Raw genomic sequence first — 11,969 nt, 5'->3', positions numbered from 1 at the left:
CGAACCTCCCGCCGTGCCCCGTGATCACCGACGGTAGGTCCGCTGTGATCACCAGGAGAAGGACGCACGGCGAAAGCGCCCCCCAGTGCACCCGTCAGTCACTCCGAGCGCCCGCCCAAAGGGGTGAATCGGCGGTGCGGGCTGGAGAGACTTCCGGAGGGGGATCGTGGAGCGGGCAGTCGACGGGCTGCCCGCTCCACGATGGGGGGTCGGCCACTCCCCGGCACAGCTCAGCCGAATACCCCCCGGCTTGCCTCAGCCGAATACGGCGAGACTCTTCGCCTTGCCCCGGCTCTCCTCGACCAGCGCCAGGAACCGCCCCTCGGGCCCGAAGACCGCGACCGGGCTGGTGTCGTAAGCCGGCATGTCGAGCCGTACGCCGTTGGTCACCAGGCCCGCGCGCCGCTCGTCCACGTCCCACCGCGCGAACGCGGCCGCGGCCGCCTCGGCGATCGGCATGACGGTGAGCTCTTCCTGGAGCTGCTCCAGCGTCTTCGCCGCGTCGAGCCCGTACGGGCCGACCCGCGTGCGGCGCAGCGCGGTCAGGTGACCTCCGACGCCGAGGCCCGCGCCGAGGTCACGGGCGAGGGCGCGGATGTACGTACCGGAGGAGCAGACGACGGAGACGACGAGGTCGACGACGGGCGTCCCGTCCTCGGCCACCGCCGGACGCACGTCGTACACCTGGAAGGACGAGACGGTCACCGGCCTGGCCGGGATCTCGAACTCCTCGCCCTCGCGCACCCGCGAGTACGACCGCTTGCCGTCGATCTTGATGGCGCTGACCTTGGACGGCACCTGCATTATGGCGCCGGTCAGCTCGGCGACGCCCGCGTCGACGCCTTCCCTGGTCACGCCCGAGGCGTCGACGGACGAGGTGATCTCGCCCTCCGCGTCGTCGGTGACCGTGGTCTGGCCGAGCCGGATCGTCCCGAGGTACTCCTTCTCGGTCAGGGCGAGATGGCCGAGGAGCTTCGTGGCCTTCTCCACACCGAGGACGAGGACGCCCGTCGCCATGGGGTCGAGGGTGCCCGCGTGCCCGACGCGGCGGGTCTTGGCGATCCCGCGCATCTTGGCCACGACGTCGTGCGAAGTGAAGCCGGACGGCTTGTCGACAATGACAAGGCCGTCCGGCGTCGTGGTGGTGCGCTTGTTCATTCCGCGGTTTCGCCCTCGTCCTCGGCCTCGTCGGCTTCGTCGTCCTCGGGCTTGCGGTACGGGTCGGCCTCGCCGGCGTACGTCTTGCCCGTCGACACCTGGCGCACCTCGGCGTCCTTGGCGCGCGCCTTGTCGAGGAGGTCCTCGATCGTGCGCGCGTTGTCCGGCAGCGCGTCCGCGACGAAGGTCAGTGACGGCGTGTGGCGCACGCCGGTCTGCCGCCCGACCTCGGAACGCAGGACACCCTTGGCGCTCTCCAGCGCGGCGGCCGAGGCGGCGCGCGCCTCGTCGTCGCCGTAGACCGTGTAGAAGACCGTGGCCTCCCGGAGGTCACCGGTGACACGGGCGTCCGTGATGGTCACGAACCCCAGTCGCGGATCCTTGATTCGGCGGTCCAGGGTCTCCGCGACCACGACCTGGATGCGATCGGCCAGCTTGCGGGCCCGCGCTTTGTCGGTCACCGGTCCTTCTCCTCTTTCTGCTGCTGCTGAACTTCAGTCTTCGTCACCGTGCAGCCGCCGTCGTACTGACAGCAGCTCCACCTCGGGCCGGGCGGCGACCATGCGCTCGCACCGGTCCAGTACTTCCGTGAGGTGCCCTGTGTCCCCTGATACCACCGCCAGGCCGATCTCGGCCCTGCGGTAGACATCCTGGTCGCCGACTTCCGCGACGCTGACCGCGAACTTGCGCTGGAGTTCGGCGACGATCGGGCGTACTACAGAGCGCTTCTCCTTCAGCGACCGTACGTCGCCGAGGAGCAGGTCGAAGGACAGTGTCCCCACATACATGTGTGTCCGGATGTCCCGCCGGTTCGGGGTCGTGCCCCGCCAACCACTTGGCAGGGACACAAGAACCGTACACGCAACGGCCGGGGCCGCTCGACGGAAATAATCTCCGCCGAGCGGCCCCGACACTGCACTCGCGTGGCTACACGGCTCAGCCGCGCGGCTTCTCGCGCATCTCGTACGTCGCGATGACGTCGTCGACCTTGATGTCGTTGAAGTTTCCGAGGTTGATACCACCCTCGAAGCCTTCCCGGATCTCGGTGACGTCGTCCTTGAAGCGGCGCAGACCCTGGATGTTGAGGTCCTCGGCGATGACCTTTCCGTCGCGGATGAGGCGCGCCTTGGTGTTGCGCTTGACCTCTCCGGAGCGGACGAGAACACCGGCGATGTTGCCCAGCTTGGACGAGCGGAAGATCTCGCGGATCTCAGCCGTACCGAGCTCGACCTCTTCGAACTCCGGCTTGAGCATGCCCTTGAGGGCCGCTTCGATCTCTTCGATCGCCTGGTAGATGACCGAGTAGTACCGGACGTCGACGCCCTCGCGGTCCGCCATCTGCGCGGCGCGGCCGGCAGCTCGGACGTTGAAGCCGATGACGATGGCGTCGGAGCCCATCGCCAGGTCGATGTCGGACTCGGTGACCGCACCCACACCGCGGTGCAGGACCCGGATCTCAACCTCTTCACCGACGTCGAGCTGGAGCAGCGAGGACTCGAGAGCCTCCACCGAACCGGACGCGTCGCCCTTGATGATGATGTTGAGGTCCTGGACCAGACCGGCCTTGAGCACCTTGTCGAGGTCCTCGAGGGACACCCGGCGGGTGCGCTTGGCGAAGGCGGCGTTGCGCTCACGCGCAGCACGCTTCTCGGCGATCTGGCGAGCCGTACGGTCCTCGTCGACGACCAGGAAGTTGTCGCCGGCACCGGGGACGTTGGTGAGACCCAGGACCAGGACGGGGGTCGACGGACCCGCTTCCTCGACGTTGTTGCCGTTGTCGTCGAGCATGGCGCGGACTCGGCCGTACGCGTCACCGGCGACCATCGTGTCACCGACGCGGAGCGTTCCGCGCTGGACGAGCACGGTGGCGACGGCGCCGCGGCCCTTGTCGAGGTGGGCCTCGATGGCGATACCCTGCGCGTCCATCTCGGCGTTCGCCCGGAGGTCGAGCGACGCGTCGGCGGTGAGGATCACGGCTTCGAGCAGCTGCTCGATGTTGAGACCCTGGCGCGCGGAGATGTCGACGAACATCGTGTCGCCGCCGTACTCCTCGGCCACCAGACCGAACTCGGTGAGCTGACCGCGCACCTTGGTCGGGTCGGCACCCTCGACGTCGATCTTGTTGACCGCGACCACGATCGGCACGTTGGCCGCCTTGGCGTGGTTCAGCGCCTCGATCGTCTGCGGCATCACACCGTCGTTCGCCGCGACCACGAGGATCGCGATGTCGGTGGACTTCGCACCACGGGCACGCATGGCGGTGAACGCCTCGTGACCGGGGGTGTCGATGAAGGTGATGGCGCGCTCTTCACCGTTGACCTCGGTGGCGACCTGGTACGCACCGATGTGCTGCGTAATACCGCCGGCCTCGCCCGCAACGACGTTCGTCTTGCGGATCGCGTCCAGCAGTCGGGTCTTACCGTGGTCGACGTGACCCATGACGGTCACGACCGGCGGACGGGAGACGAGCATGTCCTCGCCGCCCTCGTCCTCGCCGAACTCGATGGAGAACGACTCGAGAAGCTCGCGGTCCTCCTCCTCCGGGCTGACGATCTCCAGGATGAAGTTCATCTCTTCAGCGAGGAGCTTGAGCGTCTCGTCGGAGACGGACTGCGTGGCAGTGACCATCTCGCCGAGGTTCATCATCACGCCGACGAGCGACGCCGGGTTGGCGTTGATCTTCTCGGCGAAGTCGGTAAGCGAGGCACCGCGCGACAGGCGGACGGTCTGTCCGTTGCCGCGAGGCAGCATGACGCCGCCTACCGACGGGGCCTGCATGGCCTCGTACTCCTGGCGCCTCTGCCTCTTCGACTTACGACCGCGACGCGCGGGACCGCCGGGACGGCCGAACGCACCCTGCGTGCCACCACGGGCACCGGGGCCGCCGGGGCGTCCACCGAAGCCGGGACGACCGCCGAAGCCGCCGCCACCACCGGGACGACCAGCGCCGCCACCGCCACCGGGACCACCGGGACGGCCGGCGAAGCCGCCACCGCCACCGCCGGGACCGGCCGGACGGCCTGCGAAGCCGCCGCCACCGGGACGACCGCCGCCACCGCCGGCCGGACGGCCACCGGGGCCGCCAGGACCACGGCCACCGCCGCCAGGACCGCCACCGGGACGGGGGCTGGCCGCGGGACGCTGCGGCATCATGCCGGGGTTCGGACGGTTACCGCCCGGAGCACCACCCGGACGCGGGGCGCCGCCCTGCGGACGGGGCATGCCACCGGGGGTCGGACGTGCGCCACCCTGGCCCTGCGGGCGGGGAGCGCCGCCGGGAGCACCCTGCGGACGCGGGGCGCCACCGGGGGCACCGGCACCGCCGTGGCCACCGGCAGGGCGGGGTGCGCCACCCGGACGGGGCGTCTGCGGACGCGCCATGCCGGTGGAGCCACCAGAGGTGAAGGGGTTGTTGCCGGGACGCGGACCCGCGGGGCGCGCGCCGCCAGGCCGTCCAGGCTGCGCCTGCTGGCCACCGGGGCGGGCGGGACGCTCGCCACCACGGCGGTCGTCACGCTGGCCGCCGTCACGCTGACCACCGTCGCGCTGACCGGCCGGAGCCGGACGGGCGGGACGCGGGCCGGGCGTGGCACCCGCGGGACGCGGAGCCTGCTGGGGCTGCGCGGGGGCAGCGGGGGCCTGCTGGGCAGGCTCGGGCGCGGAGAACTCCGCAGCGGGCACCGGAGCCGCCGGAGCGGGCTTGGCCGGTGCGGGCTTCGGACCCGGACGCGGGGCACCGGACGGCGCGGAGGCCGCCGGAGTCTCGGCCGCGGCCGGCTTGGGGGCCGGTGCGCCCGGCTTCGGGGCGCCCGGACGGACCGCCTGTGCCGGGGAGGGCGCAGACGAGGGGGTAGCCGGGGACGGCTTTGCGGGCGCTGCCTTACGCGGCGCGCCCGGCTTGGCTGCGGTCTTGCCGGCGTTGCCGCCGGGACCCTGCAGTGCGTCAGTCAGTTTGCGTACAACCGGCGCCTCGATCGTCGAGGACGCCGAACGGACGAATTCACCAAGTTCTTGGAGCTTGGCCATGACGACCTTGCTCTCAACACCGAACTCCTTGGCGAGTTCGTATACCCGGACCTTTGCCACTTCGCTCCTTTTAGGTCCGGGTTACCGCCGGACCGTCGCTACTTCATGGGCGTACTCATCGCGTACTCATCGAGTGCTCATCGCAATCTCGACCTACTTCCAACTCGCGAGGTACCTGACCGCACGGTTATCCGTGCCGTTCTCTTCTTACGGTGTTGCTGTTGCCTGCTCGACAAACCGGCTCAGCGCCGATGTGCCAAGCGGTGCCCGGCCCCGAAAGGCCCGGGGAAACGCCCGGCGGCGGACCGCCAGAGCGAGACACTCAGAGGCGGGGTGGATGTACGCACCCCGGCCGGGCAGCGTACCGCGAGGATCGGGGACACATTCACCCTCGATCTCCACGATGCGCAGCAGTTCGCGCTTGGCCGCTCGCTCCCGGCATCCCACACAGGTTCGCTCAGGGCATACGCGGGCATGCGTCCGGCCAGACACTATTAAGTCTACCTCCCCGCGGCGACCTCGCCCCATGGGGGCAAAAATCGAACGGTTGTTGTCGTAAAACCGGCCTCAGTCCTGGTCTGCGGACTGGGGCTGCTCGGTGTCAGAACGGATGTCGATGCGCCAGCCGGTCAGCCGGGCGGCGAGCCGGGCGTTCTGGCCCTCCTTGCCGATGGCCAGCGAGAGCTGGTAGTCGGGCACGGTGACGCGGGCGGAGCGGGCCGCCATGTCTACGATCTCGACCTTGCTGACGCGCGCGGGCGACAGGGCGTTGGCCACCATCTCGGCCGGGTCGTCCGACCAGTCCACGATGTCGATCTTCTCGCCGTGCAGCTCGGCCATGACATTGCGCACACGGCCGCCCATCGGGCCGATGCAGGCGCCCTTCGGGTTCAGTCCGGAGCGCGTCGACCGTACGGCGATCTTCGAGCGGTGGCCGGCCTCGCGGGCGATGGCCTCGATGACGACCGAGCCGTCGGCGATCTCCGGGACCTCCAGGGCGAAGAGCTTCTTCACCAGGTTCGGGTGGGTGCGGGACAGCGTCACGGACGGACCGCGCACACCCTTGGCCACCCGCACGACGTACGAACGCAGGCGCAGACCGTGCGTGTACTCCTCGCCCGGCACCTGCTCCTGCACCGGAAGGATGGCTTCCAGCTTGCCGATGTCGACCAGGACGTTCTTGGGGTCCCTGCCCTGCTGCACGACGCCCGTGACGACATCGCCCTCGTGGCCCGCGTACTCGCCGAAGGTCCGGTCGTCCTCAGCGTCGCGCAGACGCTGGAGGATGACCTGCTTGGCGGTGCTCGCCGCGATCCGTCCGAAGTCGGACGGGGTGTCGTCGAATTCCTTCGGCTCCTGGCCCTCTTCGAGGTCCGCCGGGTCTTCCTTCGCCCAGACCGTCACATGCCCGGTCTCGCGGTTGAGCTCCACGCGCGCGCGGCGGAAGCTTCCCTCGGTGCGGTGGTACGCGATGAGGAGGGCCGATTCGATCGCCTCGACCATCAGGTCGAAGGAGATCTCCTTTTCCTTCGCCAAGCCCTTCAGGAGCTTTACGTCGATATCCATGGCTACGCCTCCTCTTCCTTCTTGTCCTTGCGGCTGAACTCGATCTCCACCCGGGCCTTGGCGATGTCCGCGAAGGCGACCCGGCGGGCGGTGGGCTTACGGCCCTTCACGCCCGGCACTTCGAGGTCGAGCCCCTCGTCGTCCACGGTCAGAATGCGTGCGACCAGCTCGGTGGCGTCGTTCAGCGTCAGCTTGGCGAGGCGGCCGGTGGCCCGTACGTAGTGGTGGTGCTCCGACAGCGGACGGTCGGCGCCCGGGGAGCTGACTTCGAGGACGTACTCGCCCTCGCCCATCGCGTCCGTCTCGTCGAGCTTCTCGGAGATGGAGCGGCTCAGCTCGGCACAGGCGTCGAGTTCCACGCCCTCGTCGGAGTCGACGACGATCCTCAGCTGGCGGCGCCTGCCGGCCCGGGACACCTCGATGTCTTCCAGATCGAGGCCCTCCGCGCTGACCAGTGGTTCCAGGAGTGCGCGCAGCCTGTCGCTCTGGGTGGTGCTCATCCGGGTGACTCCTCGGCCGCGTGTGCTGTTGTGTGGATCGTCGCGTGTCAGATCAAAGGGTATCCGGTCGCGAGGGGTGTTGCCGTCCGCCTGCCGGGGAGCCGCGGGTACGCTCGCCTGCGGTGATCACCGCAGAGCCCCGAGGGAGACACAGGTGCGGCGCACGGAAACCACACGCAGGGGTGCGCTCGCGGCGACCGGGGCCGCGGCCGTCGCGCTGCTGACCGGCGGGTGTACGGAGGATTCGGCTCCGCATGGCCGGGACGGCGCCACGGCCGCCGCGCTACGGGCCGAGGCCGGGCTGCGCAAGCGTTCCGCGCGGGCAAGGCGGACGCTGCTGGCGCACTACGACGCCGTCGTCGCCGCCCATCCCTCCACCGCCGGGCGGCTGGAGCCGCTGCGCGAAGCGGTGGCCAGGCAGGCGGACGCGCTGCGGGGCGAAGGCCCGGCGGGCCGCGCCCCCGCGCCCCCGGCCGTCGCCGCGGAGCGCGGAGCCGCCCTCAGGAAGCTCGCAGCCGAGGAGCAGCGCGGCGCCGACGCGCACTCCGCGGCTCTCCTCGAAGCACCGCCGGAGCTGGCCCGGCTGCTGGCGTCCGTCGCCGCGGCCGGCGCCGCGCACGTATATCTGCTGACCGAGCTGCTGACCGAAAGGAGCGACGGGTGAGCGGGACGCCGACCGCCATGCAGGCGGTGGAGGCCGTACAGGCCGCCCTGGCCGCCGAGCACGCCGCCGTGTACGGGTACGGAGTCGTCGGCGGCCGGGTGGCCGAGGAGCGCAGGAACGAGGCACGGGAGGCGTACGACGCCCACCGTTCGCGGCGCGACGCGCTGGAGCGGACCGTGCGCGACCTGGGCGCCACCCCGGTGGCCTCGGCCGCCGCGTACGCCCTGCCGTTTCCGGTGCCGGACGCGGCGGCGGCCGTACGGCTCGCCGCCGAGCTGGAGGACCGGGTGGCCGGGGTCTACTCCGACGTCGTACGCGCCGCCGGGGGCCCCTTGCGGCGCGAGGCGGCGGGGGCGCTGCGGGAGGCAGCGGTGCGGGCCGTGCGCTGGCGGGGACGCGGCGTAGCCTTTCCTGGGCTTGCCGAGCTGGCCACCCCGGCGGTGAGCCGCAAGCAGTGAGCTTCGACCCGGACTCGAAACCGGCCTCTGAAGGGGACACCACACGCATGCTTTTCGAACCGCCGCAGCGTCTCGTACGAGCGCTCGGCGAGGTGTACCCGGACGTGGCCGCCGACTGGCTCGGGCAGGTGCCCGAACTTGCCGAAGAGGCGGTGTCCCGGCGGAAGTTGACTATCGAGCGGGTGCAGAACCCCGGCGGCAGGAGCAGCCTGGTCGTCCTCGTACGGCAGCAGGACGGCACCCCCGCCGCGCTCAAGATCGCACCGGAGGCGGCCGGGCCCGCCCTGGAGCGCGCGGCGCTGGCGCACTGGAACGGCTGGGGAGCGGTCCAGCTGCTCGACACCGATGCCGGCGCCGACGCGGCCGCCGGCGCGGGTGAACTCCTGCTGGAGCGCCTGCACTCCGAGGTCTCGCTGCGTTCCCTGCCGGAGGCCAAGGCCCTCCTGGAGGCGGCCGGAATCGTACGCCGGCTCTGGATCGAGCCGCCCCCGGACCACGTCTTCGAGACGGTCGCCGGGCGCACGGCCCGCCAGACGGCGGCGATGCGCTCGGCCGACCCCGCGCTGGCCCCGCTGATCGAGGCCGCCCTCGCGGCGCGCGACGAACTGACGGCATCCGCGGACGAACTCCTGCTCCTGCACGGCAACTTCAGGCAGGGCAAGGTGCTCGCCGGCGACCGGGCGCCGTGGCTGGCCGTCGGGCCCGATCCGCTGGTCGGCGAGCGGGCGTACGACCTGGCCCGGCTGGTCCGCGACCGCGTCGAGGACTTGGTCGCCTCCGCCGGCGGCCCGTCCGCCACCCGCCGCCGGGTGAACAGGCTCGCCGACTCACTGGACGTCGACCGGGCCAGGCTGCACGGCTGGACGCTGTTCCGTGCGGTGGAGTCGGGCGTACGGGCGACCGCGGCCGGCCGCCACCAGGACGCGGAGCTCCTGCTGGAGTTCGCGGCCTGGCTGTAACCGGCCCGGATCCGCTGCGCGGGCTTTCCCCGACCCGCCCCTTCCCGAACTGGGGGCAAGCCCCCAGACCCCCGGGACGCCCTTCGGGCGTGTCCTCAAACGCCGGACGGGCTGGACGTGCCGCTCAGCGGCAACTCTCAGCCCCTCCGGCGTCTGAGGAGCGGGGTCTGGGGCGGAGCCCCCCGCGGCGGAGCCGCAAATGTCACGGCCGGGAAGGGGCGGGTAGGGGAACAGCGCCGCAGGCACCCGCACCCGCACCTCCCGGCCGGGCCTCAGGCCGTCAGGCGGGCGATCGCCTCGTCGACGGTCAGCTCCTCGCGCTCGCCCGTGCGGCGGTCCTTGAGCTCCACGACGCCCTCCGCGCTGCGGCGCCCCGCCACCAGGATCTTCGGTACGCCGATCAGCTCGGCGTCCGTGAACTTCACACCCGGCGAGACGCCCGGACGCTCGTCCACCAGCACCCGCAGCCCCGCCGCGCCCAGCTTGTCCGCGACCTCGACGGCCAGCTCGGTCTGGAGCGCCTTGCCCGCGGCGACGACGTGCACGTCCGCCGGGGCGATCTCGGCGGGCCAGCACAGGCCCTTGTCGTCGGCGGACTGCTCGGCGAGCGCGGCCACGGCGCGCGAGACGCCGATGCCGTACGAGCCCATGGTCACGCGGACCGGCTTGCCCTGCTGGCCGAGCACGTCGAGCTGGAAGGTGTCGGCGTACTTGCGGCCGAGCTGGAAGATGTGGCCGATCTCGATGGCGCGGTCGAGCTTGAGGCCGGTGCCGCACTTGGGGCAGGGGTCGCCCTCTTCGACGACCACGACGTCGAGGTACTCGTCGACCTCGAAGTCGCGGCCCGCGACGACGTTCTTCGCGTGGGTGTCGGGCTTGTTGGCGCCGGTGATCCAGGCGGTGCCGGCGGCGACGCGCGGGTCGGCGATGTAGCGGACCTTCTCCAGGCCCTGCGGGCCGACGTACCCGCGTACGAGGTCGGGACGGCCCACGAAGTCCTCGGCCGTGACGAGCTCGACCACGGCGGGCGCCAGGTGCTCGCCGAGCTTGCCGAGGTCGACCTCGCGGTCGCCGGGGATGCCCACGGCGACGATCTCGCCGTCGACCTTGACCAGCAGGTTCTTGAGGGTCGCCGACGCCGGTACGCCCAGGTGGTCGGCGAGCGTCTCGATCGTCGGGGTGTCGGGGGTGTCCAGCTCCTCGACCGGGCCGTGCTCCGAGCCGTCGTACGCGGCGGCGACGGCCTCGGCGCTGAACGTCACGGCCTCGGTGTTGGCGGCGTAGTCGCACGCCGGGCAGTCCACGAAGGTGTCCTCGCCCGCCGCGGCCGGGGCCAGGAACTCCTCGGACGCCGAGCCGCCCATCGCGCCGGACACGGCGGAGACGATGCGGAAGTCGAGGCCCAGGCGCGTGAAGATCTTCTGGTAGGCGGCGCGGTGCAGCGCGTACGACTCGGCGAGGCCCTCGTCCGTCGTGTCGAAGGAGTAGGAGTCCTTCATCTGGAACTCACGGCCGCGCAGCACGCCGGAGCGCGGACGCGCCTCGTCGCGGTACTTCGTCTGGATCTGGTAGAGCATCACTGGCAGGTCCTTGTAGGACGTGCACTGGTCCTTGACCGTCTGCGTGAAGATCTCTTCGTGCGTCGGGCCGAGAAGGTAGTCGGCGCCCTTGCGGTCCTTGAGACGGAACAGCAGGTCGCCGTACTCCTCCCAGCGGCCGCTCGCCTCGTACGCCTCCTTGGGCAGGAGGGCGGGCAGCAGCACCTCCTGGGCGCCGATCTCGTCCATCTCCTCGCGCACGACGCGCGAGATGTTGTCGAGGACCTTCTTGCCCAGCGGGAGCCAGGTCCAGATCCCCGCCGCGTTCCGGCGGACATAGCCTGCGCGCACCAGCAGCTTGTGGCTGAGCGTCTCGGCGTCCGCCGGGTCGTCACGCAGTGTCTTGACCATCAGACGGGACATGCGCTGGACCTGGGCCATGGTGAACTCCTGCGAAGAAAAGTGTGATGGCAAGGAGGTTAGCCGGGCGGCACAGACACGGGAAATCCGTTACTGGCCGTGACGGCGCAGCGGTAGCGGCGCACCCATGACGGCGTACGGCCTCGGGGCGCTCGGGAAGTGGACCTGGCGCGCCAGGTCGACGTAACCCAGCGCCCGGTAGAGGCCGCGGGCCGGGCTCTCGATGTCGATGGCCGAGAGGATCGAGCGGGGCTGCGCGGCGGCGTCCGTGATGGTGGTGATCAGCTCGCGGCCGATGCCGCGTGCCTGGTGGGTGGGGGCGACGTGCAGTTCGGTGATGACGAAGGAGTCGTCGAGCCAGTCGTCGTTGCCGGTGCGGCGCAGGTACGGCTCGACGACGGTGGACCACCAGTGCGTACGGTCGTTGGGCATCCCGTAGACGAAGCCGACGAGCCGTCCGTCGGGTGTCGTGGCGCCGAGCGCCCGCGCGCCGGGGCTGAGCAGGTGCCGCAGCACGATGTGCCGGCGTACACCGATCTCTTCGTCGGTGAGCCCGAAGGCGAGGGCCTGTACGGCGAGCGCCTCGTCCACGCGCGCGGCGAGATCGACCGGCGCGACCACTACGGCGGGGGTCTGGGGTCCGCCCCCGGAAAGAGGTGCCATGCAGCGCACCCTACTTC

General features: G+C 71.1%; 12 protein-coding genes. 3 read left to right on the top strand and 9 right to left on the bottom strand.

Features of this window, described 5'->3' with window-relative positions:
• Positions 1-255: 255 nt before the first annotated feature.
• From truB to rimP, 7 genes are all read right to left on the bottom strand, one after another.
• On the bottom strand, positions 256-1,158 hold the full coding sequence (gene truB, locus J7E91_RS28425; protein WP_214909461.1) for a tRNA pseudouridine(55) synthase TruB: 903 nt from the start codon (positions 1,156-1,158) through the stop codon (positions 256-258).
• Positions 1,155-1,619 carry a 30S ribosome-binding factor RbfA gene (rbfA, locus tag J7E91_RS28420; protein ID WP_214909459.1) on the bottom strand — a complete coding sequence of 155 codons (465 nt, stop codon included), beginning with the start codon at positions 1,617-1,619 and terminating at the stop codon, positions 1,155-1,157. The genes truB and rbfA overlap by 4 nt, the downstream gene beginning before the upstream one ends.
• A gap of 33 nt (positions 1,620-1,652) precedes the next feature.
• Entirely contained in the window at positions 1,653-1,946 is a 294-nt protein-coding gene (locus J7E91_RS28415) for a DUF503 domain-containing protein (RefSeq protein WP_214909457.1), read from the bottom strand.
• Between the two features lie 148 nt (positions 1,947-2,094).
• On the bottom strand, positions 2,095-5,244 hold the full coding sequence (gene infB / locus J7E91_RS37100; RefSeq protein ID WP_214909455.1) for a translation initiation factor IF-2: 3,150 nt from the start codon (positions 5,242-5,244) through the stop codon (positions 2,095-2,097).
• Between the two features lie 147 nt (positions 5,245-5,391).
• A complete protein-coding gene (locus J7E91_RS28405) occupies positions 5,392-5,676 on the bottom strand; it encodes a YlxR family protein (protein WP_214909453.1) in 285 nt (94 codons plus the stop codon).
• Between the two features lie 75 nt (positions 5,677-5,751).
• Positions 5,752-6,750 (bottom strand): transcription termination factor NusA, encoded by a 999-nt coding sequence (gene nusA, locus J7E91_RS28400; RefSeq protein ID WP_214909451.1) that lies wholly within the window; start codon positions 6,748-6,750, stop codon positions 5,752-5,754.
• A gap of 2 nt (positions 6,751-6,752) precedes the next feature.
• Positions 6,753-7,250: a ribosome maturation factor RimP gene (rimP, locus tag J7E91_RS28395; RefSeq protein ID WP_214909449.1), complete on the bottom strand. Its 498-nt coding sequence runs from the start codon at positions 7,248-7,250 to the stop codon at positions 6,753-6,755.
• 154 nt (positions 7,251-7,404) lie between these two features.
• Here rimP and J7E91_RS28390 point away from each other — a divergent pair, with 154 nt between their 5' ends.
• Genes J7E91_RS28390 through J7E91_RS28380 form a run of 3 tightly spaced genes read left to right on the top strand, consistent with a single transcriptional unit; the run spans position 7,405 to position 9,331 of the window.
• Positions 7,405-7,914, top strand: a complete 510-nt coding sequence (locus tag J7E91_RS28390) for a twin-arginine translocation signal domain-containing protein (protein ID WP_214909447.1) — start codon at positions 7,405-7,407, stop codon at positions 7,912-7,914.
• Between the two features lie 17 nt (positions 7,915-7,931).
• Complete coding sequence (locus J7E91_RS28385) at positions 7,932-8,372, top strand: ferritin-like domain-containing protein (RefSeq protein WP_214909507.1); 441 nt, start codon at positions 7,932-7,934, stop codon at positions 8,370-8,372.
• A gap of 47 nt (positions 8,373-8,419) precedes the next feature.
• Positions 8,420-9,331 (top strand): aminoglycoside phosphotransferase family protein, encoded by a 912-nt coding sequence (locus tag J7E91_RS28380; RefSeq protein WP_214909445.1) that lies wholly within the window; start codon positions 8,420-8,422, stop codon positions 9,329-9,331.
• A 272-nt stretch (positions 9,332-9,603) separates the two neighbouring features.
• On the opposite strand, the gene J7E91_RS28375 is transcribed toward J7E91_RS28380, so the two are convergent.
• Positions 9,604-11,310 carry a proline--tRNA ligase gene (locus J7E91_RS28375; protein ID WP_214909443.1) on the bottom strand — a complete coding sequence of 569 codons (1,707 nt, stop codon included), beginning with the start codon at positions 11,308-11,310 and terminating at the stop codon, positions 9,604-9,606.
• A gap of 69 nt (positions 11,311-11,379) precedes the next feature.
• The gene (locus J7E91_RS28370; protein ID WP_214909441.1) at positions 11,380-11,952 is read right to left on the bottom strand and encodes a GNAT family N-acetyltransferase; all 573 of its coding nucleotides are present in this window, start codon (positions 11,950-11,952) and stop codon (positions 11,380-11,382) included.
• Positions 11,953-11,969: the final 17 nt, after the last annotated feature.

It is taken from the genome of Streptomyces sp. ISL-99 (assembly GCF_018614005.1).
GTDB lineage: Bacteria > Actinomycetota > Actinomycetes > Streptomycetales > Streptomycetaceae > Streptomyces > Streptomyces flavidovirens.
The sequence above is the reverse complement of the archived record's forward strand: the minus strand, read 5'-3'. Positions and strand labels throughout refer to the sequence as shown.

Excerpts from the sequence above, each read along its gene's own strand:
- J7E91_RS28375 (WP_214909443.1), bottom strand. The coding sequence starts at position 11,310 with ATGGCCCAGGTCCAGCGCATGTCCCGTCTGATGGTCAAGACACTGCGT.
- J7E91_RS28385 (WP_214909507.1), top strand. The coding sequence starts at position 7,932 with ATGCAGGCGGTGGAGGCCGTACAGGCCGCCCTGGCCGCCGAGCACGCC.
- J7E91_RS28370 (WP_214909441.1), bottom strand. The coding sequence starts at position 11,952 with ATGGCACCTCTTTCCGGGGGCGGACCCCAGACCCCCGCCGTAGTGGTC.
- truB (WP_214909461.1), bottom strand. The coding sequence starts at position 1,158 with ATGAACAAGCGCACCACCACGACGCCGGACGGCCTTGTCATTGTCGAC.
- nusA (WP_214909451.1), bottom strand. The coding sequence starts at position 6,750 with ATGGATATCGACGTAAAGCTCCTGAAGGGCTTGGCGAAGGAAAAGGAG.
- J7E91_RS28415 (WP_214909457.1), bottom strand. The coding sequence starts at position 1,946 with ATGTATGTGGGGACACTGTCCTTCGACCTGCTCCTCGGCGACGTACGG.
- J7E91_RS28380 (WP_214909445.1), top strand. The coding sequence starts at position 8,420 with ATGCTTTTCGAACCGCCGCAGCGTCTCGTACGAGCGCTCGGCGAGGTG.
- rimP (WP_214909449.1), bottom strand. The coding sequence starts at position 7,250 with ATGAGCACCACCCAGAGCGACAGGCTGCGCGCACTCCTGGAACCACTG.